The organism is Kocuria oceani (assembly GCF_029524215.1).
Taxonomy (GTDB): domain Bacteria; phylum Actinomycetota; class Actinomycetes; order Actinomycetales; family Micrococcaceae; genus Kocuria; species Kocuria oceani.
Genome location: NZ_JARAMH010000011.1, coordinates 56,757 through 83,390 on the forward strand (window position 1 = coordinate 56,757; position 26,634 = coordinate 83,390).

General features: G+C 73.5%; 24 protein-coding genes. 9 read left to right on the plus strand and 15 right to left on the minus strand.

Annotated features, from left to right (window positions below; genetic code table 11):
* The first annotated feature begins 11 nt into the window (after positions 1–11).
* Together PU704_RS12470 and PU704_RS12475 are read left to right on the plus strand one after the other, a co-directional pair.
* Positions 12–1,367 carry an allophanate hydrolase gene (locus tag PU704_RS12470; protein WP_277551569.1) on the plus strand — a complete coding sequence of 452 codons (1,356 nt, stop codon included), beginning with the start codon at positions 12–14 and terminating at the stop codon, positions 1,365–1,367.
* A gap of 64 nt (positions 1,368–1,431) precedes the next feature.
* Positions 1,432–1,875: an allophanate hydrolase-related protein gene (locus PU704_RS12475; protein ID WP_047802312.1), complete on the plus strand. Its 444-nt coding sequence runs from the start codon at positions 1,432–1,434 to the stop codon at positions 1,873–1,875.
* Between the two features lie 35 nt (positions 1,876–1,910).
* Here PU704_RS12475 and PU704_RS12480 read toward each other — a convergent pair whose 3' ends face one another.
* The 6 genes from PU704_RS12480 to PU704_RS12505 form a co-directional block, all read right to left on the minus strand.
* Complete coding sequence (locus PU704_RS12480; RefSeq protein WP_277551570.1) at positions 1,911–2,531, minus strand: methylated-DNA--[protein]-cysteine S-methyltransferase; 621 nt, start codon at positions 2,529–2,531, stop codon at positions 1,911–1,913.
* Positions 2,528–3,028 carry an RNA polymerase sigma factor gene (locus tag PU704_RS12485; RefSeq protein WP_277551571.1) on the minus strand — a complete coding sequence of 167 codons (501 nt, stop codon included), beginning with the start codon at positions 3,026–3,028 and terminating at the stop codon, positions 2,528–2,530. Before PU704_RS12485 ends, PU704_RS12480 begins: the two co-directional genes overlap by 4 nt.
* Positions 3,029–3,188: 160 nt before the next feature.
* Positions 3,189–4,214 (minus strand): LacI family DNA-binding transcriptional regulator, encoded by a 1,026-nt coding sequence (locus tag PU704_RS12490; RefSeq protein ID WP_047802305.1) that lies wholly within the window; start codon positions 4,212–4,214, stop codon positions 3,189–3,191.
* 147 nt (positions 4,215–4,361) lie between these two features.
* Positions 4,362–5,660: an MFS transporter gene (locus PU704_RS12495; RefSeq protein ID WP_277551572.1), complete on the minus strand. Its 1,299-nt coding sequence runs from the start codon at positions 5,658–5,660 to the stop codon at positions 4,362–4,364.
* Between the two features lie 64 nt (positions 5,661–5,724).
* Positions 5,725–5,970 (minus strand): L-rhamnose mutarotase, encoded by a 246-nt coding sequence (locus PU704_RS12500; RefSeq protein ID WP_277551573.1) that lies wholly within the window; start codon positions 5,968–5,970, stop codon positions 5,725–5,727.
* The gene (locus PU704_RS12505) at positions 5,971–6,093 is read right to left on the minus strand and encodes a hypothetical protein (RefSeq protein WP_277551575.1); all 123 of its coding nucleotides are present in this window, start codon (positions 6,091–6,093) and stop codon (positions 5,971–5,973) included.
* A gap of 328 nt (positions 6,094–6,421) precedes the next feature.
* Here PU704_RS12505 and rhaI point away from each other — a divergent pair, with 328 nt between their 5' ends.
* From rhaI to PU704_RS12520, 3 genes are all read left to right on the plus strand, one after another.
* Complete coding sequence (rhaI, locus tag PU704_RS12510) at positions 6,422–7,588, plus strand: L-rhamnose isomerase (RefSeq protein WP_075871902.1); 1,167 nt, start codon at positions 6,422–6,424, stop codon at positions 7,586–7,588.
* Between the two features lie 146 nt (positions 7,589–7,734).
* Entirely contained in the window at positions 7,735–9,801 is a 2,067-nt protein-coding gene (locus PU704_RS12515) for a bifunctional aldolase/short-chain dehydrogenase (protein ID WP_277551576.1), read from the plus strand.
* A 28-nt stretch (positions 9,802–9,829) separates the two neighbouring features.
* Positions 9,830–11,293 (plus strand): rhamnulokinase, encoded by a 1,464-nt coding sequence (locus PU704_RS12520; protein ID WP_277551577.1) that lies wholly within the window; start codon positions 9,830–9,832, stop codon positions 11,291–11,293.
* A gap of 46 nt (positions 11,294–11,339) precedes the next feature.
* Here the strand turns inward: PU704_RS12520 and PU704_RS12525 are convergent, their stop codons facing one another.
* From PU704_RS12525 to PU704_RS12545, 5 genes are all read right to left on the minus strand, one after another.
* A complete protein-coding gene (locus PU704_RS12525) occupies positions 11,340–12,914 on the minus strand; it encodes a high affinity choline transporter 1 (RefSeq protein ID WP_082157226.1) in 1,575 nt (524 codons plus the stop codon).
* 186 nt (positions 12,915–13,100) lie between these two features.
* Positions 13,101–13,973 (minus strand): serine hydrolase, encoded by an 873-nt coding sequence (locus PU704_RS12530; protein WP_277551578.1) that lies wholly within the window; start codon positions 13,971–13,973, stop codon positions 13,101–13,103.
* Between the two features lie 167 nt (positions 13,974–14,140).
* A complete protein-coding gene (locus tag PU704_RS12535) occupies positions 14,141–15,646 on the minus strand; it encodes a tripartite tricarboxylate transporter permease (protein ID WP_277551579.1) in 1,506 nt (501 codons plus the stop codon).
* Between the two features lies 1 nt (position 15,647).
* The gene (locus PU704_RS12540) at positions 15,648–16,220 is read right to left on the minus strand and encodes a tripartite tricarboxylate transporter TctB family protein (RefSeq protein ID WP_047802298.1); all 573 of its coding nucleotides are present in this window, start codon (positions 16,218–16,220) and stop codon (positions 15,648–15,650) included.
* On the minus strand, positions 16,220–17,176 hold the full coding sequence (locus PU704_RS12545) for a tripartite tricarboxylate transporter substrate binding protein (RefSeq protein ID WP_047802297.1): 957 nt from the start codon (positions 17,174–17,176) through the stop codon (positions 16,220–16,222). Before PU704_RS12545 ends, PU704_RS12540 begins: the two co-directional genes overlap by 1 nt.
* Before the next feature lie 287 nt (positions 17,177–17,463).
* Here PU704_RS12545 and PU704_RS12550 point away from each other — a divergent pair, with 287 nt between their 5' ends.
* From PU704_RS12550 to PU704_RS12560, 3 genes are all read left to right on the plus strand, one after another.
* Positions 17,464–17,823 (plus strand): universal stress protein, encoded by a 360-nt coding sequence (locus PU704_RS12550; RefSeq protein ID WP_047802296.1) that lies wholly within the window; start codon positions 17,464–17,466, stop codon positions 17,821–17,823.
* A 3-nt stretch (positions 17,824–17,826) separates the two neighbouring features.
* Entirely contained in the window at positions 17,827–19,077 is a 1,251-nt protein-coding gene (locus PU704_RS12555) for an MFS transporter (RefSeq protein ID WP_047802295.1), read from the plus strand.
* Between the two features lie 162 nt (positions 19,078–19,239).
* Positions 19,240–20,484, plus strand: coding sequence for a heparan-alpha-glucosaminide N-acetyltransferase domain-containing protein (locus PU704_RS12560; RefSeq protein ID WP_277551581.1), 1,245 nt, complete (start codon positions 19,240–19,242; stop codon positions 20,482–20,484).
* A gap of 153 nt (positions 20,485–20,637) precedes the next feature.
* Here PU704_RS12560 and PU704_RS12565 read toward each other — a convergent pair whose 3' ends face one another.
* From PU704_RS12565 to PU704_RS12580, 4 genes are all read right to left on the minus strand, one after another.
* Positions 20,638–22,161: a sensor histidine kinase gene (locus tag PU704_RS12565; RefSeq protein ID WP_277551582.1), complete on the minus strand. Its 1,524-nt coding sequence runs from the start codon at positions 22,159–22,161 to the stop codon at positions 20,638–20,640.
* Positions 22,161–22,910, minus strand: coding sequence for a response regulator transcription factor (locus PU704_RS12570; RefSeq protein WP_075871869.1), 750 nt, complete (start codon positions 22,908–22,910; stop codon positions 22,161–22,163). The genes PU704_RS12565 and PU704_RS12570 overlap by 1 nt, the downstream gene beginning before the upstream one ends.
* 163 nt (positions 22,911–23,073) lie before the next feature.
* The gene (locus PU704_RS12575; protein ID WP_082157224.1) at positions 23,074–24,291 is read right to left on the minus strand and encodes an MFS transporter; all 1,218 of its coding nucleotides are present in this window, start codon (positions 24,289–24,291) and stop codon (positions 23,074–23,076) included.
* A 150-nt stretch (positions 24,292–24,441) separates the two neighbouring features.
* Positions 24,442–25,620 (minus strand): acyl-CoA dehydrogenase family protein, encoded by a 1,179-nt coding sequence (locus tag PU704_RS12580; protein WP_047802292.1) that lies wholly within the window; start codon positions 25,618–25,620, stop codon positions 24,442–24,444.
* A 187-nt stretch (positions 25,621–25,807) separates the two neighbouring features.
* Here PU704_RS12580 and PU704_RS12585 point away from each other — a divergent pair, with 187 nt between their 5' ends.
* A complete protein-coding gene (locus PU704_RS12585) occupies positions 25,808–26,611 on the plus strand; it encodes an enoyl-CoA hydratase/isomerase family protein (protein ID WP_277551583.1) in 804 nt (267 codons plus the stop codon).
* Positions 26,612–26,634: the final 23 nt, after the last annotated feature.

A 26,634-nucleotide genomic window follows, 5' to 3' on the forward strand; every position in this document is an offset into this window, starting at 1 on the left:
GGAGGACAGAGATGACGACGACCACCACCACGGCCGCCCCGGCCCCGACCGGACCGGCCACGAACGGGCCCGCGCCTGCGGAGCGCGCCGCCCACGAGCTCGTGGCGCAGCGCTACCGGCTGATCGAGGAGGCGGACCGGCCCGAGGTCTGGATCGGCCTGCGCCCGGAGGCCGACGTGGCCGCGGACGTCGCCCGGGCCCTGGCCGCCCGCGCCGCGGGCGGGCACCTGCCGCTCGCGGGCACGCTGTTCGCGGTGAAGAACAACATCGACGTGGCCGGGCTGCCGACCACGGCGGCCTGTCCCGCCTTCGCCTACGTGCCCGCGGCCGACGCCACGGTGGTGCGCCGGCTCAAGGACGCCGGTGCCGTGGTGCTGGGCAGCACCAACCTCGACCAGTTCGCGACCGGGCTCGTCGGCACCCGCAGCCCGTACGGCGCCGTGCGGCACGCCGAGGACCCCGCGCGGATCTCCGGCGGGTCCAGCAGCGGCTCCGGCGTGGCCGTGGCCCTGGGCTTCGCCGACTTCGCCCTCGGCACGGACACCGCCGGCTCCGGCCGGGTGCCCGCCGCCCTGCACGGGCTCTACGGCGTCAAGCCCACCAAGGGCGTGGTGCCCGCCACCGGGGTGGTGCCGGCCTGCCGCAGCCAGGACGTGGTGACCACCATGGCCCGCGAGCTCCGCCTGGCCCGGCTCGCGGCGGACGTCATGTCCGGCGTCGACGACGGCGACGCCCGCTCCCGCGCCTGCGCCCCGCGCCGCGCAGCCGGCCTCGACCGCGTCATCGGGTACGCCGTGCCCGAGCAGCTGGGCGAGCTCGCCCCCGGCTGGACCGAGGCCTACGCCGCCGCGGTGCGGCAGTTCCGGAACCGGGGGTTCCGCACCGAGCCGGTGGACGTCGAGCCGTTCCTGGCCGCGGCGGCCCTGCTCTACGACGGCGCCTTCGTCGCCGAGCGCTGGACGGCCGTGGGCGCCTTCGTGGAGGCCCACCCGGACGAGGTCGACCCGACGGTGGGGCGGATCATCGCCGCGGCCGGGCGGATCCCGGCCCACCGCGTCTTCGCCGACCAGGAGTTCCTGGACGGCTGCGCCCGCACGGCCCGGCAGGTGTTCGGCGCGGTGGACGCCCTCGTGCTGCCCACCACGACCTTCCACCCCACCCTCGCCGAGCTCGAGGCCGACCCCGTGGGCGCCAACAGCCGGATGGGTCGCTTCACCAACTTCGCCAACCTGCTCGACCTCGCCGCGCTCGCGGTGCCCGCCGGCCGGGTGGACGGCCTGCCGTTCGGCGTGCAGCTGGTGGGGGACACCTTCGAGGACGCCCGGCTCGTGGACGTGGCGCGGGAGGGCGGCTTCGGTGGCTGCTGAGACCGCGTCCTCGCGCGCTGCGTCTGCGGCCGCTGCTCGCTCCGCCCCCGCGTCCCCGGCTGCCGTGCCCGCCGTCGGCGCGTCCACGGCGACGGCGTCCTCGGCCGCCGGATCCGGCGCCCCGGAGCTGCTGCTCGTGGTCGCGGGGGCGCACCTGCGCGGCCAGCCGCTGCACCACCAGCTGGCCGAGCGCTCCGCCCGGTTCGTGCAGGCCACCAGCACGGCCCCCGAGTACCGGATGTTCGCCCTGGACACCGTGCCGGCCAAGCCCGGGGTGCTCCGCGTCCCGGAGGGCGGGGCCGCCCTGGCCGTGGAGGTCTGGGCGCTGGACGCCGCGGCGTTCGGCACCTTCGTGGCCGGGCTGCCCGCGCCCATGGCCATCGGCAGGGTCCGCCTCGCCGGCGGCCGGGAGCTGCCCGGGTTCCTGGTGGAGCCGTTCGCGCTCGAGGGCGCCCAGGACATCACGGCCCACGGCGGCTGGGCCGCCTACCGCGAGGCCACGGCCTGACCGGGGCGGGACCGCCGCCCCGGTGCCGGGCGGGCTCAGGCGGCGGCCTCCAGCTCGAGCAGCGCCTGCTTCGCCTCCAGCCCGCCGATGTACCCGCCCAGGCCGCCGTCGCCACGCAGCACACGGTGGCAGGGGACGACCACCGGCAGCGGATTCGTGGCGCAGGCCGTGCCCACGGCCCGCACCGCCTGCGGGCGCCCGACCGACCGGGCCACCGCGCCGTAGGACTGCGTGCTGCCGTAGTCGATCTCCGGCAGGTGTTCCTGGACCAGGCGGCGGAAGCCCCGGGAGAGCGAGCGGTCCAGGGGGAGCTCGAAGCGGGTGCGGGTCCCGGCGAAGTACTCCCGCAGCTGCTGCGCCGCCGGCTCCAGCCGGGCCGGGGCGTGCAGGATGCGCGGACCGAGCCGGTCGGCCAGGTCCGCCAGGACCTGCTCGTGGTCCTCCCGGGCGTAGGCGACCCGGGCCAGGCCCCGCTCCGTGGCGGCGAGCAGCAGCGTCCCCACCGGGGTCTCGAGCGTGGTGTACGCGACATCGAGGACGCCCGCGGCTGCGGCGGCGTCCTCCAGCCGCCGGTGCAGGCGCTCGAGGGTGCTGCCCGGCACGGGGACGGAGGTCAGCAGGGCTTCCGGCCGCGGGGTGTCCTGGTGGGTGCTCATCGGTCCTCTCCTTCGAGGTCGGTCGTGGTCAGGGTCCGGCGCAGGGCGGCCAGGCCGTCGGCGACGGCCCGGCGGGCGGCCTCCGGGGTGCCGCCCAGCAGCTCGGCGATCTGCCGGTAGGGCAGCCCGCCCAGGTAGCGGTAGGCCACCACGTGGCGCTGCCGGGGCGGCAGGGCGGCCACCGCCGCCCACACCGGGGAGTCGTGCTCGGGCACCGCGTCCAAGTGCGCGGGCGGCTCCGGCAGGACGGCCACCGGCACCGTGGTCCTCGCCCTCGCCCGGACCACGTCCACCGCCTTGCGGTGGGCGATGGTGACCAGCCACGCCTGCACGTTGGCCGTGTCCGGGAGGTCGGGATAGGCACGCATGGCGGCCACGAACGTCTCCGACCACGCGTCCTCGGCGTCCGCGGGAATGCTCAGGACCGCCCGGCAGACCCGCCACACGACCGGTCCGTGCTGGGTCACCAGCGTCTCGAAAGGCTGTTTCGTCGTCATCACCCCGTAGACGTCGGAGGGGGCCGGAACGTGAGATCGAATCGTGGATCGATCCGCGCGAGTCGCGATGAGCGTGTGTGAGGCGCGGGCGCAGTCCCGTGGATCCGCCGCGCTCGAGCCGGTGGGAGCGCTATCCGTCCCCCGGATCCACCGCCCCGCCTCAGGCGGGAGGTCGCGTGGAGTCGCGGACGACGAGTTCCGGCGGGAAGCTCACATGGCGGTGGCGGTGCTCGGGGTCGGCGACCTCGTCCGCGAGCAGCTCCACGGCCGTGCGGCCCATGAGTCGGCTGGGCTGACGGATCGAGGACAGGGGGACGACGGCCGAGGTCGCGAAGTCGATGTCGTCGTAGCCGATGATCGCGACGTCCTCGGGCACCCGGAGGCGGTGGGTGAACACGAAGGCCTGGAGCAGACCCAGGCCCAGCAGGTCGTTGGCCGCGAACACCGCCTCGGGACGGCGCTCCGCGGGGCGGGAGAGCATCGCCGCCCCGGCGCGCCGGCCCTCCAGCACGGTCAGGGCGTCGGTCGGTACGACCTCGAGCGACGCCCCGGGCACCTGCGCCACGGCCTGCTCGGCGCCCGCGTGCCGGTCCACGACCTGGTGCAGCGTGGCGGGGCCGCCCACGAAGGCGATCCGGCGGGCGCCCCCGGCCAGCAGGTGCTCGACGGCCATGCGCCCGCCCTCGACGTCGTCCACGGCCAGCGAGCAGTAGCGGGACGGGGGTGCGTGCTCGTCCACGAGCACCACGGGGATGCCCCGGGCGCGCAGGGTCTCGATCCGTGACCGCTCCGGGGTCTGCGGGGTGACGAGCACGCCGCGCACCCGCTGTTCCTCGAACAGGTCCAGGTAGAGGTTCTCCCGGTCCGGGGACTGCCCGGCGTTGCCGATGATCACGGCCTGCCCCAGTTTCTCGGCGGCCGCCTCCGCGCCCAGGGCGATCTCGTTGTAGAACGGGTTCGCCGAGTCCTGCACCACGAGTCCCACGGTGCGCGAGCGGCCGGCCTTGAGCTGCCGGGCGACGTCGTTGCGGACGTACCCCAGGTCGTCGATCACCTGGAGCACCCGGCGCCGGCGGTCGGCGGAGACGGCCTCCGGGCGGTTGAGGACGTTGGACACGGTGCCGATGGAGACCCCTGCCTCCCGGGCGACGTCCTTGATGCTCACCGTCGGTCGCTCAGGAGCCACGTCGTCACTTTCCCTCGGGTACGTGCGGAGCCTCGATTCTAGCGAGCACGGCGCGGAGGGCGGGCGCGGTCCGCCTCGCCACGCAGGGACGGGCTCCCGCCCATCCGCGTCCCCGCCGACGGGCCGGAGCCCTGTGTTCCCGCCTGGTCAGACCGCCGTCCGGTCCGGCCGGGGGAGGGTCCTGCCGTAGCGCTCCTCCTCGATCTGCTCCAGGCTCTTGCCCCGGGTGTCCGGGGCGCCGAGGACGCCGATGAGCAGCGCGGCCACGAGAGCGCCGATCATGATCATCCCCACGAACGGCACGCCGTGCTCGGCGAGCAGGGTGGGGAACCAGTAGCTGAGCAGACCCACGACGATGCGCGCGACGAAGAAGAGCACGCCCTGCGCGCTGGCCCGGTAGCGGGTCGCGAACATCTCCGCGGCCCAGAGGGCGTAGAACGCCTGGGCACCGATGCCGGCGGACACACCCCAGAGGACGGCGAAGAGGATCAGCACCGGCATGGTGACGTGGGCGAACACGAGCAGGAGCCAGGCGACGATGCCCAGTAGAGCGCCGATGCCGTAGAGCAGGCGGCGGTCGACGCGGTCGCCGTACCGCATGAAGCCGAACCAGGTGGCCAGCACCGTGCAGCTCCACAGGAGCACCTGGAGCAGGTTCTGCTGGGTGGCCGACTCCACACCGGCGGTCTCGTACACCCGCGGCATGAAGATGCCCATCTGGCCGGCGACGAGGTTCCACAGGGCGTAGACGCCGATGAGGAAGAGCAGGGCCTTGAGATTGATCGAGCTGGTGAGCAGCTCGCGGTAGTTGCGTCGCTTGATCCCGGTGGCCTCCGAGGCGCGCCGCTCCTCGTCGGACTTCTTCCAGGTGTGGGACTCGGAGAGCCCACGGCGGACCCACCAGGTGATGAAGGCGACGACGAACAGGTGGGCGAAGACGATGCGGCTGCCCAGCAGGCCCAGCGGGACCACGAAGGTGGCGAACAGGAACACGAGCGCCGGGGCCAGCGACCAGGCGAACTGGGCGGTGCCCACGTGTTTCGCACGGTCCTCCGAGGGGGCCTCCTCGGCGATGTAGGTCCAGGCCACCGGCACCCCGGCGCCCACGGCGATGCCGGTCAGGATCACTCCGAGCACCAGCATCCACGGGGCGACGGCGAAGATCACGAACGCGGTGCCGATCATGTAGAGGATCAGGTCGTAGGTGTAGATGAACTTGCGTCCGTATCGGTCGCCCAGCGGGCCGCCGATCATCGCGCCCAGGGCCGCGCCGAAGGCGTTGGCGCTGAGCGCGGCCACGAGGCCGACGGCGAGGTTGGTGAAGCCGAAGTACTCCTGCCACAGCCCCAGGCTGGTGGCCAGGGCGATGATGGACCCCGCTTCGATGTAGTTGGACATGGAGACCGCGATGGTGGCCTTCCAGCCTCCGAGCTTGGTGGTGGTCATGGGTGATCCTTCGACGACGATGACGGTGGTGGCGCGGAGCGCAGGACGGGCGGTGGCGGCCGGGTCAGGCCAGGTGGAAGTACTGCAGCAGCGGTTCCGGCTGCGAGCCCTCGACGAAGTACTGGGCCATCTCGGCCTGCCAGCGCGTGTTGACGGGGTGCTCGGCCGTGCGCTGCTCGGTCGCGGCGGTGTCCTCGGCCTCGAAGCAGCCCACGACCAGCCCGTCCTCCGGGCGCAGGAAGAGGGAGTAGTTCCGCCAGCCCGTCTCGTGCAGCGCGTCGAGCATCTCGGGCCAGACCCGCTGGTGCACCTACACGTACTCGGCCAGCTTCTCGGGACGGACGTGGAGGAGGAAGCACCGGCGGGTGCGTGTGGTCTCCTCGGGCAGCCGGATCAGTTCCTGCAGCTCCGCAGAAGAGGCGTGGGTGCCCATGCGGGACTCCTTCGTGGTGGACGGCCGGAGGGGCCGGAACGGCATGGGAGGCGGTGGTGCTCGCCGGCGGGCCGGGCATCGGGCGACCCGCGGCATGTGAGCTGCCTCTCAGTACGCCGCCATCGTAGCGAGTTTTTGAGACGTTTCAATAGCTCGGCATGATCTCTCTTGCACGCCGTAGCGCGAAGCGCTAACGGATCACGCAAGTGATCGGAAGATCGCGCCTTGACGTGACTCAGCTCACGACTTACCGTAGTGAAACGATTCAAGCACGCATTGCGGCCCCGCAGGTCGCGTTCCCGCCTCTCGCACGGAAGACGTGAAGGTCATGACTGCATTCGACGACATCGCGCCCCAGCTCGCCGCCCAGGCCATCGAGCTGCCCTCCTGGGCGTTCGGCAACTCCGGGACCCGGTTCAAGGTGTTCTCCACGCCCGGCACGCCGCGCACGGTGGAGGAGAAGGTCGCCGACGCCGCCGTGGTGCACCGGCTGACCGGGCTCGCGCCGTCCGTGGCGCTGCACATCCCGTGGGACCGGGTCGACGACTACGCGGGCCTGGCCCGGTACGCCGCCGACCAGGGGGTGGCCGTCGGGACGATCAACTCCAACACCTTCCAGGACGACGTCTACAAGTTCGGCTCCCTCACCCACACCGACCCCGCGGTGCGGCGGACGGCGATCGAGCACCACCTCGAGTGCCTGGAGGTCATGGACGCCACGGGCTCGCGGGACCTGAAGATCTGGCTGGCCGACGGCACGAACTACGCCGGCCAGCAGGACATGCGGGGCCGCCAGGACCGGCTGGCCGAGTCCCTGGCGGAGATCTACGCCCAGGTCGGCGCGGAGCAGCGGCTGGTGCTGGAGTACAAGTTCTTCGAGCCGGCGTTCTACCACACCGACGTGCCGGACTGGGGGACGGCCTACGCCCAGGTCGCCGCCCTGGGGGAGCGGGCCGTGGTCTGCCTCGACACCGGACACCACGCCCCCGGCACCAACATCGAGTTCATCGTGATGCAGCTGCTGCGGCTGGGCAAGCTCGGGTCCTTCGACTTCAACTCCCGCAACTACGCCGACGACGACCTCATCGTCGGCGCGGCCGACCCCTTCCAGCTCTTCCGGATCATGGTCGAGGTCGTCCGCGGCGGCGGGCTCGATCCCGCCGCCGGGGTGGCGTTCATGCTCGACCAGTGCCACAACGTGGAGGAGAAGATCCCCGGCCAGATCCGCTCCGTGCTCAACGTCCAGGAGATGACCGCCCGGGCGCTGCTGCTGGACCGGGCGTCGCTGACGGCCGCCCAGGAGGCCGGGGACGTGCTGGGGGCGCACCAGGTCCTGATGGACGCCTTCTACACCGACGTCCGGCCGGCCCTCGCCGCCTGGCGGGAGTCCCGGGGCCTGCCGGCCGACCCGATGGCCGCCTACGCCGCCTCCGGGTACCAGCAGCGCATCAGCGCCGAGCGGGTCGGCGGCACGCAGGCCTCCTGGGCCTCCTGAGCGGCGACCCGGCTCGGGCAAGCTGGTGCCGCCGAGGACGCATGAGCCTGCTGTTCCGACCGTCCTGATCGGCCGATGACTCGATCGGTCTGATTCCTTCACTCCGTCTGATCCATTTGAGCCACTCTCCGAGGAGCATCCTCCCCATGAACGCCCAGCAAACCACCACGAAGACCACTGCGCAGCCCGTCGTCGCCGACCTCATCGCCCGCTCCAACCGGCTGGGCGCCGACCCGAAGAACACCAACTACGCCGGCGGGAACACCTCCGCCCAGGGCACAGCCACGGACCCAGTGACCGGCGCGGACGTCGAGCTGCTGTGGGTCAAGGGCTCCGGCGGGGACCTCGGCACGCTCACCGAGCAGGGCTTGGCCACCCTGCGGCTGGACCGCCTGCGGGCCCTGGTGGACGTCTACCCCGGGGTGGAGCGCGAGGACGAGATGGTCGCCGCCTTCGACTACTGCCTGCACGGCAAGGGCGGGGCCGCCCCGTCCATCGACACGGCCATGCACGGGCTGGTCGATGCCGCCCACGTGGACCACCTGCACCCGGACTCCGGGATCGCGGTCGCCACCGCCGCCGACGGCGAGCGGCTCACCGCCGAGATCTTCGGCGGGAAGGTCGTGTGGGTGCCCTGGCGCCGTCCCGGCTTCCAGCTGGGCCTGGACATCGCCGCGGTCAAGGAGGCCCACCCGGAGGCGATCGGCTGCATCCTGGGCGGCCACGGGATCACCGCCTGGGGCGACACCAGTGAGGAGGCCGAGGCGAACTCGCTGTGGATCATCCGCACCGCCGAGGCCCATCTCGACCAGTACTCGGTGCCGGAGCCCTTCGGCCCGGTCCTGGAGGGCTTCCAGGCGCTGCCGGAGGGGGAGCGCCGGGCCAAGGCCGCGGCCCTGGCCCCGGTGATCCGGGGGCTCGCCTCGCACGACCGCCCGCAGGTGGGCCACTTCACCGACGACCCCCGGGTGCTGGAGTTCCTGGCCGCCGCCGAGCACCCCCGCCTGGCCGCCCTGGGCACCTCCTGCCCGGACCACTTCCTGCGCGCCAAGGTCAAGCCCCTGGTCCTCGACCTGCCGGCCGGCGCCCCCGTGGAGGAGTGCGTGGCCCGGCTCAAGGAGCTGCACGAGGCCTACCGTGCCGACTACCAGGCCTACTACGACCGCCACGCCGGCCCGGACTCGCCGGCCATCCGCGGGGCGGACCCGGCCATCGTGCTCGTGCCCGGGGTGGGGATGTTCTCCTTCGGCAAGGACAAGCAGACCGCGCGGGTGGCCGGGGAGTTCTACCTCAACGCGATCAACGTCATGCGCGGGGCCGAGGGGATCTCCGCCTACGCGCCGATCGACGAGGCCGAGAAGTTCCGCATCGAGTACTGGGCGCTGGAGGAGGCCAAGCTGGCCCGCATGCCGAAGCCGAAGCCCCTGGCCACCCGGATCGCCCTGGTCACCGGGGCCGCCTCGGGCATCGGCAAGGCGATCGCCGCCCGCCTGGCCGCCGAGGGCGCCTGCGTGGTGATCGCCGACCTCGACCTCGAGAAGGCCCGCGCGGCCGCCGCCGAGCTCGGCGGGCCGGACGTGGCCGTCGGGGTGGCCGTCAACGTCGCCGACGAGGCCGCCGTGCAGGCGGCCGTCGACGAGACGGTGCTGGCCTTCGGCGGACTGGACCTGGTGGTCAACAACGCCGGGCTGTCGCTGTCCAAGCCGCTGCTGGAGACCACCGAGGCCGACTGGGACCTCCAGCACGACGTGATGGCCAAGGGCTCCTTCCTCGTCTCGAAGGCCGCGGCCAGGACCATGATCGCCCAGGACATGGGCGGGGACATCGTCTACATCTCCTCGAAGAACTCCGTCTTCGCCGGGCCGAACAACATCGCCTACTCCGCCACCAAGGCCGACCAGGCCCACCAGGTCCGCCTGCTGGCCGCCGAGCTGGGCGAGCACCAGATCCGGGTCAACGGCATCAACCCCGACGGGGTGGTCCGCGGCTCGGGGATCTTCGCCGGCGGCTGGGGCGCCAAGCGAGCCGCGGTCTACGGGGTGCCGAAGGAGGAGCTGGGCAAGTTCTACGCCCAGCGCACCCTGCTCAAGCGCGAGGTGCTGCCCGAGAACGTCGCCAACGCGGTGTTCGCCCTCACCGCCGGGGACCTCTCGCACACCACCGGTCTGCACGTGCCCGTCGACGCCGGCGTGGCCGCCGCCTTCCTGCGCTGATGCGCGCCCGGCAGCGGAGGCGACGACCATGACGAGGACCGTGGCGGCGGTGGACCTGGGCGCCACCAGCGGACGGGTGATGCTCGGCGGGATCGAGGACGGGCGGCTGCGGCTGCGCCACGTCGCCCGCTTCCCCAACCGGCTCGTCCGTCTGCACGAAGGGGACCGGGACGGGCTGCACTGGAACATCACCGAGCTCCACCGGTCCCTGACCGCCGGGCTGGCCCAGGCGGTGCGGGAGGACCCCGGTGTGGCCTCGATCGGGGTCGACTCCTGGGCCGTGGACTACGCCCTGCTGCGGGACGGGCGGATGCTCGGGGTGCCCTACTCCTACCGCGACGAGCGCACCGCCGCCGGGGTGGACGCCGTGCACGGGCGGATCCCGCCGGAGGAGCTGCACGCCCGCACCGGGCTGCAGCACCTGCCCTTCAACACGGTCTACCAGCTGGCCGTCGACCGGGTCCGAGGCGACCTGGACGTGGCCGACCGGATGCTCCTGATCCCGGACCTGATCGGCTACTGGCTCACCGGCCGGCAGGTCGCCGAGGCCACCAACGCCTCCACCACCGGGCTGCTCGACGCCCGCACAAGGCAGTGGGACACCCGGTTGATGGACCGGCTCGGCTACCCCCGCGAGCTCTTCGCCCCCGTCGTCGCCCCCGGCACCACGATCGGGGAGCTGCTGCCGGACGTCGCCGCCGAGCTCGGGGCGGCACCGGGGCTCGCGGTGACCGCCGTGGGCTCCCACGACACCGCCTCGGCCGTCGTCGCCGTGCCCGCCGTCGACGGCGAGTCGGCGTTCATCTCCTCGGGCACGTGGTCGCTGGTCGGGATCGAGCTGGACGCCCCGGTCCTGACCCCGGAGAGCCGCGCGGCCAACTTCACGAACGAAGGGGGAGTCGACGGCCGGGTGCGCTTCCTGAAGAACGTCTCCGGGCTGTGGCTGCTCTCCGAGTCGATGCGCACCTGGAACGGCCCCGGCGCCACCGACGCCCAGCGCAGCAGCGACCTCGCCGCGCTGCTGGCCGAGGCCGCCGCGGTGGTCCGGCCCGTGCCCGTGGTCGACGCCACCGACGAGCGGTTCACCGCCCCCGGGGACATGCCCGCCCGGATCGCGGCCTGGTGCCGGGAACACGACGTGGAGCCCCCGCGCACCCGCGCCGAGGTGGTGCGCTGCATCCTGGAGTCGCTGGCGGCCGCCTACGCCGTCACGATCGAGCAGGCCGAGCGGCTGTCGGGGCGGGCGATCCGCACGATCCACGTCGTCGGCGGCGGGTCCCAGAACGCCCTGCTGTGCCAGCTCACCGCCGACCGCACCGGCCGCACCGTCGTCGCCGGACCGGTGGAGGCCACCGCGATCGGCAACGTCCTGGTCCAGGCCCGCGCCGCGGGCCTGGTGACGGGCGACCTCGAGGCGCTGCGCGGCATCGTGGCCACCACCTTCGAGCCCGTCCGCTACCAGCCGAGGACCGTGACGGCCACCGCGCGCTGAGCAGTCCGCGCCGAGGGGCCGGCCCCTCGGCGCGGACTGCGAGTCCTCAGACGCGCGCCGGGACCTGCGGATCGGCGGCGGGTTCGACGCCGGGCCCGGCCGCCGCGCCCGCGCGGACGCGCGGGGTGAACCCCGAGGGCGTCTGCTCGCGGTAGAGGCGGTACAGCTCCAGCCGCTGCGTGTCCGTCTCCGCCTGGGGCCGGGCGGCGGTGAGACCCACGAGCACGTAGGTCAGCCAGCCCAGGGCGCCGGCCAGCAGGGTCGCCCAGCCGTCGAAGGCGCTGGTGACCAGGGTGTTCTCGAGGTGGAAGAGCTCGTTGGGGGCGCCGTAGATCGTGGGCGTCAGCGCGAGGAACACCAGCCGGCTGGTCAGGCCGACGCCCGCCGCGGCCAGGGCGGCGCGGGCGCCGGGCCGCTTCCAGAAGGTGCCCAGGATGAAGGACGCCGACAGGCTCGCCAGCATCAGGTCGAAGGCCAGGGTCAGCAGGATCCCGGTCTGGCTGACCCGCACGGCCAGCAGGATCCCGACGAGCACCACCGGGAGCATGGCCAGCCGCGTCCAGCGCAGCAGCGGGTCCTGCGCGCCGGTGATCTCGGTGCGCCGCACGTTGAAGACGTTGCGCACGGTCACGGCCGAGGTCGCCAGGATGGCGCCGGAGGCCGTGGAGAAGGAAGCCGCCACGATGCCGGAGAGCACCAGCACCGCGAGCAGCGGCGGAGCGTACTCGCCCAGCAGGGTGTAGAGGATGGGCCCGTCCGCGGCGGAGAGCCCCAGCACGGAGGAGGCGGTGAGGGCCACGAGGGCGAAGATCGTGCCGATCACGGCCGTGGTGCCGGCCGCCAGGAAGCAGGAGCGCTGCGCCACGCGCGGGCTCTTGGCGCCGAAGATCCGCTGCATGAAGTCGATCGCCACGAGGTCGCCGATGCCGAGGGCGATCAGTGTGGCCCAGTTGATCGGGGCGCCGGCCTCGGAGCTGGTGAGCTGCTCCAGGTCGAACGGGCCCATCCCCTCCGGCACCACGATGCCGTAGGTCAGCGCCACCCACACGATCAGCGCCACCGCGGCCACCACGGTGATCACGGTCTGCAGCACCGCGGTGTAGGCGTCGGAGAACAGCCCGCCCGCCAGGGTGTAGCTGAGCACCAGGGCGCTGGCCACCACCACGCCGGCCGCGTACGGCACGTGCGCGAAGTACTCGAGCAGGAACCCGCAGGCCACGAGGTTGCCGGCCAGCAGGAACGTGAAGGCGAAGATCATGATGAGGGACGCCAGGGTCTCCGTGCGCCGGCCGTAGCGGATCCGGAAGAAGTCCCCGAGGGTGAGCAGCCGCATCCGGTTCATGGGCTTGGCCAGGAAGAGCCCGGCCAGCAGGAGGCACACCGCCAGGCCCAGGGCCAGGGACGCCCCGGCCCAGAAGCCGTAGCCGGAGGTGAGGTCCGTGTTGCCCACGGTGGCGTTCGAGTCCACCGCCGCGGCGGTGAGCGAGACCGCGACCAGCGGCATGCCCAGCTGGCGTCCCGCCACGAGATAGTTGGTGCTGTCCCCGTCGACCTTGCGCGCCACCAGCACGCCGATGACGAGCACCGCCAGGACGGTGGTGCCGACCCCGAGAATGATCATGTGCTTCTCCCGCCTGGACCCCGCCCGAGCGGAGTTTCTGTCAACTGACAGGTAAAGCATGTCGGCGGGGTGCGGCGCCGGAGTTTCCCTTCCGTAACGGTCGTGTTTAACCGCCCGGGGGCGGTCAGCGGGCCGCTGTCCGCCCGTCCGGGGCCTCGGCCCGCGGGGCCCCGGCGACGGGGGAGGTCAGGCGCGGGCGGGGTCGAGCAGCCACGTCTCGAGGGCGGCACCCGTGTCCCGGTACCAGGGCCGGGAGTCCTCGTAGCCGGCCCAGCCGTCCGTCATCACCACGACGACGTGCTCCCGGCCGTCCAGGGTGAGCAGGCCCGCGTCGTGGGAGACGTCCTCGAGCAGGCCGGTCTTGTGCGCGAAGGCCGTGCCCGGCGAGAACCCGGAGGGCAGGGCGTAGTCCAGCTGCTGGTCCTCCAGCAGCTGCCGGAAGAGGTCGGTGGAGGCGGGGGACAGCAGCTCGCCGCGGCGCAGGCGCTCCAGCAGCGCCGCGACGTCGGCCGGGGTGGTCGTCATGGCCACCCGGTCCGCGTCCCCGGTGTCCGGGTCGAAGGTCGTCGCCGGGAAGCCGTGCCCGTGCGCGAACTCCTCCAGCTCGGCCCAGCCGAGCCACCGGCCCAGGGCGGCGCCCGCGGGGTTGTCCGACCAGCTGATCATCGCGGCCAGCGCGGGCCCCACGGTGAGCGCGCTGCCCGGCACCGGGTCGTCGAGGGCGAGCTCGCCCCGGTCCACGCGCTCGAGCACGGCGTGGGCGACGAAGAGCTTGTAGAAGCTGGCGCTCGTGAACGGGCGGTCGGCGGCACGGGACGCCAGCTCGTCCCCGTCCGGGCCCAGCAGGACGAGGCCGAGCTCGCCGGGCACGCCGAGGGCGAGCTGCTCGAGGTCGTCGGCGAGCGTGGGCTCCGCCGCGATCGCCCCGGCGTCCGTGGCGGTGCCGGCCCCCGGCTCCGCGGCGCATCCGGTGATCAGGAGCAGCGCGGTCAGCGCCGCCGCTCCCGCGGCGGGTCCGCGCGGCGGGAGCGGCGTGCTCGGGCGTCGTCGGTCGGGCACGGGGAGCTCCGATCCTGGAGGGCGGAATGGCCGCCCTCCAGCCTCCCCGCCCGTGGCCCCGGCCGCCAGACGCCGTTGTGGGGGCACCACGGGTTCCGCACAGCGCGCCGCCGCCCGCGTGCGGGGCACGCGGGCGGCGGCGGTGGGAGGGGCGGGTGCCGGGGCGGTCACACGTCCCGGCGGGACCGGTTCACGATCTTGGAGCGCACGGTCAGCGCCAGCACGACGAACAGCAGGCCGTAGAGCACCAGCGGGATGGGCCCGGTCACGAAGACCGAGTAGTCGCCGTTGGAGGAGAGCAGGGCGTCGCGCATGCTCGTCTCGGCCAGCGGCCCCAGGACCATGCCGATCAGCAGCGGGGCCACCGGCACGCCGTGGCGGCGCATGACGAAGCCCAGCACGCCCAGGCCCAGCAGGAGCAGCAGGTCGAAGATCGCGCCCGAGGTCGCGTAGATGCCCAGGCCGCAGAACACCATGATGCCGGCGTACAGGTACTGGCTGGGGATCAGCAGCAGCTTGGCCCAGTACCGGGCGAAGGGCAGGTTGATGACCAGCAGCACGACCATGGCGATGAAGAAGCTGGCCAGCAGGGCCCAGACGAGCTCGGGTGCGCGGTCGAACAGCAGCGGGCCCGGCTGCAGGCCGTACTGCTGGAACGCCGCGAGCATGATCGCCGCGGTCGCCGAGACCGGCAGGCCCAGGGCCAGCAGCGCGCCCATGGCGGTGCCGGTGGTGGCGTTGCCGGCGGCCTCCGGGGCGGCCAGGCCGCGGATGGCGCCCTTGCCGAACATCGGGTTCGGGCGGCGGCGGTCGATGCGCCGCTCGAGGTCGTAGGACATGAAGGTCGGGACCTCCGCGCCGCCCACCGGGATGACGCCGAAGGGCAGGCCGATGGCGGTGCCGCGGGCCCAGGCCGGGGCGGCCTCCTTCAGCTCGGCCCGGGACAGGAACGGGCGCCCGCTGAACTTCATCTCGTGGGCCGCGGGGTCGCGCCGGATCCGGGAGGCCACGTGCAGCACCTCGCCCAGGGCGAGGACCGCCACGGAGACGGTCACCAGGGAGATCCCGTCGAACAGGTTCGGGGAGCCGTAGGTGAAGCGCTCCGAGCCGGAGATCGCGTCGATGCCCACCGTGGCGATGCCCAGGCCCAGCACCAGGGACGCCAGGCCCTTGGGCACGGAGTCGGAGACCACCGAGGAGGTCGCGACGAAGGCGAACAGGGCCAGGGCGAAGTACTCGGCCGGGCCGAAGTTCGCGGAGAAGTCGGCGAGCCGGGGCGCCAGGAAGACCACGACCACGGAGGCGACCATGCCGCCGATGAACGCGCCGATCGCGGCGGTGGCCAGGGCCTGCGGGGCCCGGCCGTCCTTGGCCATCTTGTGACCCTCGAACGTGGAGGCGATCGCGGAGCCCTGCCCCGGGGTGTTCATCAGGATGGCCATGGTCGAGTCGCCGAACAGGCCGCCGAAGTAGACGCCGGCGAAGAGGATGAACGCCGCGGTGGGGTCCAGGGCGAACGTCATGGGCAGCAGCAGGGCCACGGCCATCGAGGAGCCCAGGCCGGGCAGCACGCCCACCGCGGTGCCGAGCAGACAGCCCACCACGACCCACAGGAGGTTCATCGGCGTCAGCGCGCCGGCGAACCCGTCCATCAACAGGTTGAGTGCGTCCATGTCAGAAACCGCCTCCCAGGAGGCCGGACGGGAGGCTCAGTCCCAGGCCGACCGTGAATGCCAGGTAGATCGCGCTGCTCACGAGCAGGGCGAGCGAGATGTCGAAGAGGGTCCGGCGGCTGCCGAAGCCACGGGCCACGGCCCAGAAGAGCAGCGCGGCGGCGAGGATCCAGCCCAGCAGCTCGATGCTGAGCGCGAAGGCCAGGAAGCCGCCCGCGCACCACAGCACCGCGGACCAGTCCGAGTGGGTCCGCCAGGTGCGCCCCGAGAGCTCCTCCGGGTGCTCGGGGTGGCGCAGGTAGTGGAGCACCAGCAGCGCGGACAGCACGTAGCCGGCGACCACCAGGATCAGCGGGTAGAAGGTGGGGCCGGGGAAGTCCGTGCCCTCCGGGATCTCCATGGTCAGGGTGCCGACCAGCAGGTAGGTGCTGAACGCGGCCACCACCGCGGGCACCACGAGGCCGCTGCGCCCGCTCCACCAGGACTTCTGCGTCTCCGGCCCGGCCCACGGGGGCTGCGTGCCGGTCTGGTGCTCTCCCGCCGCGGCGGTGTGCGAGGACGTGGGGGTGCTCATCAGGAGATCTCCTCTACCAGCATGGCGATGCGCTCCTGCTCCGAGGCCAGGAACTCGTCGAACTCCTCGCCCGCGAGATACACCTCGGTCCACTTGTTGCGCTCGATGGCCTTCTGCCACTCCGGGGTGGCCACGGACTCCTCGAGCAGCGTGCGCAGCTCGGCGAACTCCTCGTCGGTGATCCCCGGCGGGGCCAGCACCGCGCGCCAGTTCGCCAGGTCCACCTCGTATCCCTGCTCGGTGAGGGTCGGGATCTCCACGCCCTCCAGGCGCTCCGGGGCGGCCATGCCCAGGGCCTTGAGGCGGCCGGCCTCGATCTGGTCCGCGACGTCCATGTAGCCGGAGGTCGCCGCGTCCGCGGTGCCGGTGATCAGCGCCTGGGTGGCCTCGCCGCCGCCGGACTTGGGGATGTAGGTGGTCTCGGACGGCTCGATGCCGGCCGCGAGCGCGAGCTCGGTCATCACGAGCTGGTCGAAGGTGCCGCCCCCGGTCCAGGCCACCTCGGCAGGGTTCGCCCGCCAGGCCTGCACGAGCTCGTCGATCGTCTCGTAGGGCGAGTCGGCGGGGACCACGACGACGTCGTACTCCTCGACCACCCGGGCGATCGGGCGCACGTCGTCGTGCGTCACGGCGGAGTCCAGCTGCGCCACCCCGGCGACGAGCCCGGCGCCGGTGACCATCAGGGTGTTCGCCTGGCCCTCCATGGTGGAGAGCTGGCCCAGGCCGATGGTGCCCGCCGCGCCCGGGATGTTGACCACCTGGGTGTTGTTCACCAGGCTGTTGGCCCGCATCGCCTGCTGCTGCTCCCGCATGAAGGTGTCCCAGCCGCCGCCGGCACCGGCCGGGGCGATGAGCGTCAGGTTCGAGCGGATGTCCGAGCCCGCGGTCGCGGACTGGAAGGAGAAGAAGGCGGCCAGGCCGATCACTGCGGCGGCCACGATGCCGTAGACGGCCATGACGACCGGGTGCTTGCGGCGGGTGCCGGACCGGGTCTGATCTGGTGGTGAACTCACGGGATCAACTGTCCTTGGTCGAGGATGGGGAACACGGGGCTCTGGACGAGCCGCTCACCCGACGATAAGTGACCCCCGTCACGTGGCCGGCGTTGATCGCGCTTTCGTGCGTACTGATCGTTGTGCAGGTTCTGCGCATTCTGCTCACGCCCGGAGAGATGCGCGTCACAGGTTCGGCCGTAGGGTGGACCTCGCTCTGTCCGTCCACCCCACCCACCACGGAGGCCCCCATGACCGTCGTCGTTGCCCGTACCAGCACCCCCGAGGGCGGGGCCGCGCTCGCGGCCTCCATCGAGGAGGCCCGGCGCCGCCAGGAGGACCTGCTGGTCTTCAACCTCGAGGGCGCCCAGCTCGACCCCGAGGGCAGCGAGCTCGACGGCGTGCCGGTCACCTTCCGCACGCCCGACGCCCGCAACCGGGACGCCGTGGGCGAGCTGCTCGACGCCGCCGAGCAGGTGGACGCCTCCGCCGTGGTGATCGGCGTGAAGCACCGCAGCCCCGTGGGCAAGCTGCTGCTCGGCAGCGCGGCCCAGCAGATCCTGCTCGAGGCCAACGCCCCGGTGATCGCGGTCAAGCCCCGGCGCGACTGAGGGATGCCGGCGTCCTCGGGGCCGCGCTCCGGGGCCTGGCTGTGGTTCCTCGTGGCCGGTGCTCTGCTCACGCAGACCGCGCTGAACCTGGTCCGGCCCGTCACCACCTACAAGCTGCTCGCCCTGGACGCCGACTCGGTGACGGTCGGGCTGGTCACGGCAGCCTACGCGGTGCTGCCCCTGGCCACCGCGATGTGGCTGGGGCGGATGACCGACCGGGTGCGGGACCTGCGGACCATGGTGATCGCCGGCGCCCTGGTCCTGGCCCTCGGGGCCATGGGCCTGGCGGTGGCTCCCACGGTGGCCCTGGTCGCCGCGGCGAGCGCCCTGCTGGGGATGGGGCACCTGCTGTTCACCATCGCGGGGCAGTCCGCGGTCGCCCGGTTCTCCCCGGAGGACCAGCTGGACAAGGGCTTCGGCTGGTTCACCGCCGCGTTCTCCGCAGGGCAGCTGCTGGGCCCGCTGCTGGCCGGCCTGCTGCTGGGCACGGGCAGCGACGTCGCCTCCCCCCAGCGGGTCGCCGACATCACCCTGTCGCTGTGGATCGGGGCCGGCCTGTCCCTGCTCGTGGTGCCGCTGATGCTCCTGCGCCTGCGCGCGACGGGCGCGGAACGCGGCCGGGCCCGGCCCGACGACGCCGCGCCCGGTCCCGCCACCGGGGAGCTGGAGGTGGTCCAGGACCCGGTGCCGCGGGCCTCGATGGTGCGGATCCTGCGGGTGCCGGGGATCCCGTCCCACATGCTGGCCTCGCTGGCCCTGCTGGCGATGCTCGACATCCTCACCGCGTTCCTGCCGCTGGTGGGGGAGCGGGCGGGGATCTCCCCGGCGTGGGTGGGCGTGCTCCTGGCCGTGCGCGGCGGCGCGTCGATCCTCTCCCGCGTGCTGCTGCCGTGGCTCGCCCACCGCATGTCCCGGAGGGCCCTGCTGCTGGTGAGCCTCTACGGCGCCGGCCTGGCCCTGGCCGCGCCTCCCCTGGTGATCACCGTGCCGTGGCTGGCGGCGCTGTGCCTGTTCGTGGGCGGGTTCTGCCTGGGGCTGGGGCAGCCGATCACCATGACGCTGGTGTCCACCGCGGTGCCGTCCGCGTGGCGGGGCTCGGCCCTGGCGGTCCGGCTCGTCGGCAACCGGGTGGGGCAGGTGGCCATGCCCCTGCTGGCCGGGCTGGTCGCGGCGCCGCTGGGCCCGGCCGGAGCCATCTGGTCCACCTGCGCGGTGCTGCTGGTCAGCGGGCTGGAGAAGTCGGCGCGGCGGTAGGCCGGCGCACCGGCCCGTCCGGGCCGGCCGCCTCGACAGCCGCGGCACAGGATCGCCACAACGGCGGCACAATCGTGCCTGGTCGGATGGAGGACGAGGGCCCGAGGGCCCGGGCCGGCGGGCCGCACCCGCCGGTACGTCCGACCGAAGGAACGCACCAGCATGGCCAACGTCCACCACCCTGTCCCCGGGGCGCCGCCGTCAGCAGAGGGGCCGGGGCTGCCCCTGCTCCGGAAGCCGCGGCTCGTGGGGGTGGACGCCGCACGGGGGCTGGCCCTGATCGGGATGATGTCGATCCACATCCTGCCCGCCTGGAACCCCGAGACCTACGAGCCCACCCTCCAGTGGCAGCTGTTCGCCGGCCGGGCCGCCGCCCTGTTCGCCCTGCTCGCCGGGGTGGGCCTGGGCTTCTTCTCCGGCGGGCGCACGCCCCACCGGGGCCGGGCGATGACCGGCGACCGCGCAGGGCTGCTCGTCCGGGCTGTGCTGATCACCGCGCTCGGGCTGCTCGTCAACCAGGTGATGCCGGAGGACCCGCCCGCCTACGACATCCTGCTGTACTACGGGATGTTCTTCCTGCTGGCCGTCCCGTTCCTGCACCTGCCCGCCCGGACCCTGTTCGTCCTCGCCGGGGTGGCTGCCGTGGCCGGGCCCGTGCTGATGCAGGCGCTGCGGGGCGTGCTCGCCGCGCAGGAGACCTACAACCCCACCCTCACCGGGGTGCTGTCCGACCCCGGGACCGTGCTCTCCCAGGTGCTGCTCACCGGCACCTACCCTGCGGTCCCGTACCTGACCTACCTGCTCGCGGGAATGGGCATCGGCCGGCTCAACCTGCGGTCGCTGCACGTCCAGGCCCGCCTGCTCGGGGCCGGCCTGGTCCTGGCCGTGGGGGCGTGGCTGGTCTACTGGGTGCTGATCCTCCGGTCCGGCGGCTACGACCGGCTGATGAGCTCCACCCCCTGGCTGGGTGAGGACGGGATCGACGAGATCATCGTCTGGGGCCCCGACCCCGTCCTGCCCGACACGTCGTGGTGGTGGCTGCTGATCCCCGGTCCGCACACGAACACACCGGTGGCTCTGCTGTACGACCTCGGCTCCGGCGCGGCCGTGCTGGGGGGCCTGCTCCTGCTCGCGCGCGTCATCGGCGCGTGGCTGCTGCCCCTGAGCGCCATGGGCTCCATGACCCTGACCCTCTACACGGCGCACCTGCTGGCCCTGGCCGCCATGCTGCACTACGAGGTGCCCCTGCTGTGGTTCCTCATCCACGCCGGCGTCGCCGCCCTGTTCGCGGTGGCGTGGCAGCGCGCCTACGGGCGGGGTCCGCTCGAGCGCGTCGTCGCCCGGGTGGCCGGCGCCGCGCGCGGCCGCGTCCTGGCCCCCGGGCGCCGGGTCCGCTCCGGGCGGTGAGCCAGGCCCGGGCGGTGGGGCCGGCGAGTCACGGCGGGGTCGCCCATCGGCCGTCCCCGCCCGGGTGGCCGGCGCCGGATGTTCTCGGCGGGCAGTGCCGGCCGGGCCGCCGGATCGGCGAGCACGTCGACGACGTCGACCGGCGGACGCGGGTCAGGCGGTGTGCAGCGGCAGGCGGACGGTGAAGAGGGTGCGGCCGGGGCGGGAGTCCACGGTGACGTCCCCGCCGTGGGCGGTGACCACGGAGCGGACGATGGACAGACCCAGTCCGGTGCTGCCCTCCCGGGAGGTGCGGGAGGTGTCCAGGCGGCTGAAGCGCTCGAAGAGCTGGTCCTGGAACGCCGCCGGGATGCCCGGGCCCTCGTCGAGCACGCCGGCCCGGGCCCACCCGTCGTCGGTGGTGCTGACCGTGGCGGTGACCGCGGTGCCGGCCGGGGTGTGCTTGCGGGCGTTGGAGAGCAGGTTGGCCAGCACCTGGCCCAGCTGGGCGGCGTCGGCGCGCACCGGCACGGGCCCGGCGGGGACGTCCAGGAACCAGCGGTGGTCGGGCCCGGCGGCGGAGGCGTCGGTGAGGGCCTCGGCCATGAGCTCGGCCAGGTCGGTCTCACGCAGCTGCGGGGGCCGGCCCTCGTCCAGGCGGGCGAGCAGCAGCAGGTCCTCCACCAGGGCGGTCATCCGCAGGGTCTGCTGCTCGACCCGGGTCAGGGACGCCCGGCCGTTGTCCGTGAGAGGCTCGGTCAGCCGGAGCATGTCGGTGTAGCCGCGCACCGCGGCCAGAGGGGTGCGCAGCTCGTGGGAGGCGTCGGCGACGAACCGGCGCAGGCGGGTCTCGGAGCGCTGGCGGGCGGCCAGGGCGGAGTCGACGTTGTCCAGCAGGCTGTTCAGGGCGTGGCCGACCTCCCCGACCTCGGTGCCGGGCTCGGCCAGGCCCCGCGGCACCTGCTGGTCGGCCAGCGACACCTCCCCGGAGGCCAGGGGCAGGCGGGCGACGCGGGCGGCCGCGGCCGAGACCTGCTCCAGCGGCCGCAGCGACCGGCGCACCACCACCGTGCCGGCCACCGCCGTGGTCAGCAGCGCCAGGACGCTGCCGCCGGCCATGGTGGCCACCAGCTCTCCGACGGTCTCGTCCACGGACGCGGTGGGCAGCCCGACCACGAGCACCTGCTCGGTGCCCCTGCGGGCCCGGGCGACCGACTCCACCCGGTACTCGCCCACCGACAGCTCCACCGTGGTCAGCCGGCCCTGCTCCGTGCCCACGGAGCGGGCCCGGTCCCCGAAGCCGCGCTCGTCCGGGGTCTCGGCCTCGAAGGCGCCCGCCGTGCGCAGGGCCTCGACGTCCGCCTCGGGCAGCGGCTCGGCCTCCCCGGACTCGGCCCGGTAGGACGCCGCGCTCAGCTCGCCCTCCTGGACGGCCACCACCAGCACGCCCACCGGCTGACCGGGGGCGTCGAGCGGATCCCGGTCCTGGGGCCCGTCGGGGCGGGTGAAGGTGATCGCGCGGCCGGTGGCCTGGCGCAGGGACCCGTCGAGCCGTTCGGCGAGGTCCTGGCGGGTCAGCTCCACGATGGTCGCGCCGAGCACGAGCAGCACCACCGCCAGGATCGTCAGGACGCCGGCGATCAGCCGGGTGGCCAGGCGGCGGCGGGGGGCCGGTGCGGTGCGGTGGCCGGCCGCCATCAGGGGGCGGGCTTGATGACGTAGCCGGCCCCGCGCACGGTGTGGATCATCGGGGCCCGGCCGGCGTCGATCCGCTTGCGCAGATAGGAGATGTAGAGCTCCACGATGTTGGCCTGCCCCGAGAAGTCGTAGTGCCACACCGCGTCCAGGATCTGCGCCTTGGACAGCACCCGGCGCGGGTTCTCCATCAGGTAGCGCAGCAGCTCGAACTGCGTGGCCGTCAGCTCGACCGGCGCGCCGGCCCGGGTGACCTCGCGGCTGTCGATGTTCAGCACGAGGTCGCCCACCACCAGGGTGGCGCTGTCCTGGGCGGCGGCGCCGGAGCGCTGGACCAGCCGGTGCAGCCGGATCAGCACCTCCTCGATCGAGAAGGGCTTGGTCACGTAGTCGTCCCCGCCCGAGGCCAGCCCCTCGATCCGGTCCTCGACGCTGTCCTTGGCCGTGAGGAACAGCACCGGCACCTCCGGGAAGGACTGGCGGATCCTCGACAGGACCTGCAGCCCGTCGAGTCCCGGCAACATCCGGTCCAGCACGAGCACGTCCGGGGCGAACTCCCGGGCCTGGGTCACGGCGTCGTAGCCCTCGTGGGAGATCCTCGCCTCCCAGCCGCACATGCCCACGCCCATGGCCACGAGGTCGGCCAGGGCGGGCTCGTCGTCCACGACCAGGGCGCGGATGGGCGAGCCGTCCGGGTGGGTCAGGCGGGGCAGGACCTCGGTGAGGACGGTGAAGCTGGAGGCGTAGGACATGGCGGGCTCCCGGTTCCGGGCGGACGGCGGTGACGGTCCCACTCTGCGCCACCAGCGTAGGCGCAGCTCCTGTGCAAGCTGTGCCTCAGCTGTGTCGTGGTGCGCCCGGCCCCGGTCGACCCAGGGACGGGAGGCACGGGCTTCCGAGGGCGGAGCGCGGGGCTCAGCCCGCCGGGAGCGACTGCTGCCGGCGCCGCTGGACGGCGTAGGAGAGGATGAGCAGCCCGGCCAGGGCCAGGCCCACGCCCACCCCGGCCGGGGCGCGGTAGCCCCACCCGGCGGAGATCACGGCCCCGCCGAGGAAGGCGCCCACGGCGTTGGCCAGGTTGAAGGCCGCGTGGTTCATGGCGGCGGTGAGGGAGGGGGCGTCCTTGGCCTCGCGCAGCAGGCGCACCTGCAGGGAGGTCGTGAAGATCGAGCCCATGATGCCGATCCACAGCGCGCCGATCACGGCCGCCGCCGGGACGTGGACGAACAGCGCGAAGAAGGCCAGGGCGAGCCCCGAGACGGCGCCGGCGCCCAGGGCGGTCCTCTCGATCGAGCGGTCCACCAGCGGGCCGGCCAGCAGGGAGCCCACGGTCATGCCCACGCCGAACACGGCCAGCACCCACGGGACGGTGCCGATGTCCAGGCCGGAGAGCTCGGTGAGGGTGGGGGAGATGTAGGTGTAGACCGCGAACATCCCGCCGAAGCCCACGGAGCCGGCCAGCAGCGTCAGGGCCACCTGCGGGCGGGCCAGGGCCCGGATCTCCTGGGCCGGGGAGGCCATGCCCTCGTTGCGCGTGCGCGGGACCCAGAGGGCCAGCGCCGCCACGGTCAGGGCGCCCAGCAGCACCACCAGCAGATAGGCGGAGCGCCAGCCCAGGGCCCCTCCGAGGGCCGCCGCGAACGGCACGCCCACGATGTTGGCGATCGTCAGTCCGAGCATCACCCGGGCCACCGCGGTGCCGCGCCGATCGCGCGCCACCAGGGAGGAGGCCACCACCGCGGCCACCCCGAAGTAGGCCCCGTGCGGCAGCCCGGAGAGGAACCGGGCCACGAACAGCCACTCGAGGGAGGGCGCGGCCGCGGAGAGCCCGTTGCCCACGACGAACGTGAGCATCAGCCCCAGCAGCAGCGTCTTGCGCTCCACCCGGGCGGCGAGCGCCGTGATCAGCGGTGCGCCCACCACCACGCCCAGCGCGTAGAGGGAGATGGACTGGCCCACGGCCGGGATCGAGGCGCCGAGGTCCTCGGCGATGAAGGGCAGCAGGCCCATCGAGGCGAACTCGGTGGTGCCCACGCCGAATCCGCCCATGGCCAGGGCGAAGAGCGCGAGGCGGGTGCCGGCGGGACCGGGGGCGTTGACCACCTGGAGCAGAGCGGTGCGGGGTGCGGACACGGAGGGACCTTCCGGAGGGCGGCGGTTCGGGCGACGAGCGCGTCATCGAGCCCGCGACGGAGTGGCGGAACTCTCGATGCTACGCGTGCGTCCCCGGGGCCTCCCAGGGCTTCCGGTGTGATCTTCGTCAGTCCGCCCGGCGGCGGGTGCTCAGCGGAAGGCCGCGTGCCCGGTCAGGTGCTGGCCCAGGATCAGGGTGTGCACCTCGTCGGTGCCCTCGTAGGTGCGCACGGACTCCAGGTTGTTGGCGTGCCGCAGCGGGGAGTGGTCGAGGGTGACCCCGTTGCCGCCCAGCATCGTCCGGGCCTCCCGGCACACCTCGATCGCCACCCGGCAGTTGTTGAGCTTGCCCGCGGAGATCATGTGGTTCTCCAGTCGGCCCTCGTCCTTGAGCCGTCCGATGCGCAGGGCCAGCAGCTGTCCCTTCTGGATCTCCAGGGCCATGTTCACCAGCTTCTGCTGGGAGAGCTGGTAGGCCGCCAGGGGCTTGTCGAACTGGATGCGCTGCTGCGCGTAGGCCAGGGCGGCCTCGAAGCTGTCGCGCGCGGCGCCCAGGGCGCCCCACACGATGCCGTAGCGGGCCTCGTTGAGGCAGGAGAAGGGGCCCCGCAGCCCGGGGTTCTCCGGCAGGAGCGCGTCGGCCGGGAGCCGCACGTCCTCGAGGGTGATGTCGCACTGGACGGAGGCGCGCATCGACAGCTTCGGCTCGATCGGGACGGCCGTGAACCCGGGGGTGCCGGTGGGCACCAGGAAGCCCCGGACCCGTGCCTTCCCGCTCTCGTCCACGGCCTTGGCCCAGATCACGGCCACGTGGGCGATGGAGGCCAGGCCGATCCAGCGCTTGGCGCCGTTGAGCACCCACTCGTCGCCCTCGCGCACCGCAGTGGTCGCCATCGTGGAGGGGTCGGAGCCGGCGGTGGGCTCGGTGAGCCCGAAGCAGCCGATGATCTCGCCGGCGGCCATGCCGGGCAGCCAGCGCTGCTTCTGCTCCTCGGAGCCGTGCTTGGCGATCGCGGACATCGCGAGCGAGCCCTGCACGGAGACGAACGTGCGCAGCCCGGAGTCCCCGGCCTCGAGCTCCTGCATCGCGATGCCGTACTGCACCGCGGACCTCCCCGCGCACCCGTAGCCCTGGATGTGCATGCCCAGCAGACCCAGCTGCGCCATCTCGGGCACGATCTCCTGCGGGAAGACGGCGTCGGCGTACCACCCGGCGATGTTCGGGCGGATCCGGCGGTCCACGAACTCGCGGACGCTGTCGCGGGTCTCGAGCTCCTCGGGGCCGAGGTCCGCGTCGACGTTGAGCAGATCGGTCGCGGCGGCGGTCATGGGTCCTCCTGGGGTGCGGGTGTGCGGCGGGTGCCTCTGTCGAGGATGTCGTACGTGTGACCGGGGCAACACCCACGTCCCAATATTTCCTTCATAGGTATCACTGGGGCACGGATTAGGTATTTGAGGTTTCACAGTGGGTCTGCAAATGTGATGTGTACTACACCCCGACGTTCGGAGGACCCCCGTGCCGGAGCCGCACTCCACCGCCCTCGAGGCCCCGCCGCAGGTGCGCGTCGAGCGTGCCGGCGCCGTGGCCGTCGTGACCCTGGACGACGAGCGCCGCCGCAACGTGCTCGGTGCCGAGCTGCGCGACCGGCTGCGCGCCGTCCTGGCGGAGCTCGCGGTGGACCCCGCGGTGGGCGCCGTGGTGCTCACCGGCGCGGGCGGCTGCTTCAGCGGCGGCGGGGACCTCGCCTCGATGCCCCCGGCCGGCCCCGCGGAGGCGGCCGGCCGGATGGCGGAGATCGCGGGCCTCGTGCGGCAGCTGGCCGCGCTGGACAAGCCCGTCGTCGCCGCGGTGAGCGGACCCGCCGCCGGTGTGGCCGTCGGTCTCGTGTGCCTCTGCGACGTCGTGGTGGCCGGGGAGTCCGCCCGGTTCCTGTTCCCCTTCACCCGCCTCGGGCTGGTTCCCGACGGGGGCCTGGTGCACTCGCTGGCCCGGCGCGTGGGTCCCGGGCGGGCCCGGGCGGTTCTGCTCGAGGGCGCGCCGGTGGGTGCGCGGGACGCCCTGGCCGCCGGGCTCGCCGACCGCGTGGTGGCGGATCCCGGCGTGCTGGACGCCGCGATCGCCGCCGCACAGGACCTCGCGCAGCGGGCGCCGCTGGCGGTCGCCGCGCTCAAGCGGGGCCTGCGGGAGTCCTCCGGCTCCCTCGGGGCGGCCCTCGCCTTCGAGCGGGAGCACCAGCCCGCGCTCTTCGGGACCGCCGACTTCCGGGAGGGCAAGCAGGCCTTCCTCGAGCGGCGCGAGCCCTCCTTCTCCGGGCGCTGAGCGCCCCCACCGCACGACGAAAG

What these genes read in the sequence shown, in the direction of transcription:
- PU704_RS12470 (WP_277551569.1), top strand. Translation starts at nt 12, where the DNA reads ATGACGACGACCACCACCACGGCCGCCCCGGCCCCGACCGGACCGGCC.
- PU704_RS12480 (WP_277551570.1), bottom strand. Translation starts at nt 2,531, where the DNA reads ATGAGCACCCACCAGGACACCCCGCGGCCGGAAGCCCTGCTGACCTCC.
- PU704_RS12485 (WP_277551571.1), bottom strand. Translation starts at nt 3,028, where the DNA reads ATGACGACGAAACAGCCTTTCGAGACGCTGGTGACCCAGCACGGACCG.
- PU704_RS12495 (WP_277551572.1), bottom strand. Translation starts at nt 5,660, where the DNA reads ATGACCACCACCAAGCTCGGAGGCTGGAAGGCCACCATCGCGGTCTCC.
- PU704_RS12505 (WP_277551575.1), bottom strand. Translation starts at nt 6,093, where the DNA reads ATGGGCACCCACGCCTCTTCTGCGGAGCTGCAGGAACTGATCCGGCTG.
- rhaI (WP_075871902.1), top strand. Translation starts at nt 6,422, where the DNA reads ATGACTGCATTCGACGACATCGCGCCCCAGCTCGCCGCCCAGGCCATC.
- PU704_RS12515 (WP_277551576.1), top strand. Translation starts at nt 7,735, where the DNA reads ATGAACGCCCAGCAAACCACCACGAAGACCACTGCGCAGCCCGTCGTC.
- PU704_RS12520 (WP_277551577.1), top strand. Translation starts at nt 9,830, where the DNA reads ATGACGAGGACCGTGGCGGCGGTGGACCTGGGCGCCACCAGCGGACGG.
- PU704_RS12525 (WP_082157226.1), bottom strand. Translation starts at nt 12,914, where the DNA reads ATGATCATTCTCGGGGTCGGCACCACCGTCCTGGCGGTGCTCGTCATC.
- PU704_RS12535 (WP_277551579.1), bottom strand. Translation starts at nt 15,646, where the DNA reads ATGGACGCACTCAACCTGTTGATGGACGGGTTCGCCGGCGCGCTGACG.
- PU704_RS12540 (WP_047802298.1), bottom strand. Translation starts at nt 16,220, where the DNA reads ATGAGCACCCCCACGTCCTCGCACACCGCCGCGGCGGGAGAGCACCAG.
- PU704_RS12545 (WP_047802297.1), bottom strand. Translation starts at nt 17,176, where the DNA reads ATGGCCGTCTACGGCATCGTGGCCGCCGCAGTGATCGGCCTGGCCGCC.
- PU704_RS12550 (WP_047802296.1), top strand. Translation starts at nt 17,464, where the DNA reads ATGACCGTCGTCGTTGCCCGTACCAGCACCCCCGAGGGCGGGGCCGCG.
- PU704_RS12555 (WP_047802295.1), top strand. Translation starts at nt 17,827, where the DNA reads ATGCCGGCGTCCTCGGGGCCGCGCTCCGGGGCCTGGCTGTGGTTCCTC.
- PU704_RS12560 (WP_277551581.1), top strand. Translation starts at nt 19,240, where the DNA reads ATGGCCAACGTCCACCACCCTGTCCCCGGGGCGCCGCCGTCAGCAGAG.
- PU704_RS12565 (WP_277551582.1), bottom strand. Translation starts at nt 22,161, where the DNA reads ATGGCGGCCGGCCACCGCACCGCACCGGCCCCCCGCCGCCGCCTGGCC.
- PU704_RS12570 (WP_075871869.1), bottom strand. Translation starts at nt 22,910, where the DNA reads ATGTCCTACGCCTCCAGCTTCACCGTCCTCACCGAGGTCCTGCCCCGC.
- PU704_RS12580 (WP_047802292.1), bottom strand. Translation starts at nt 25,620, where the DNA reads ATGACCGCCGCCGCGACCGATCTGCTCAACGTCGACGCGGACCTCGGC.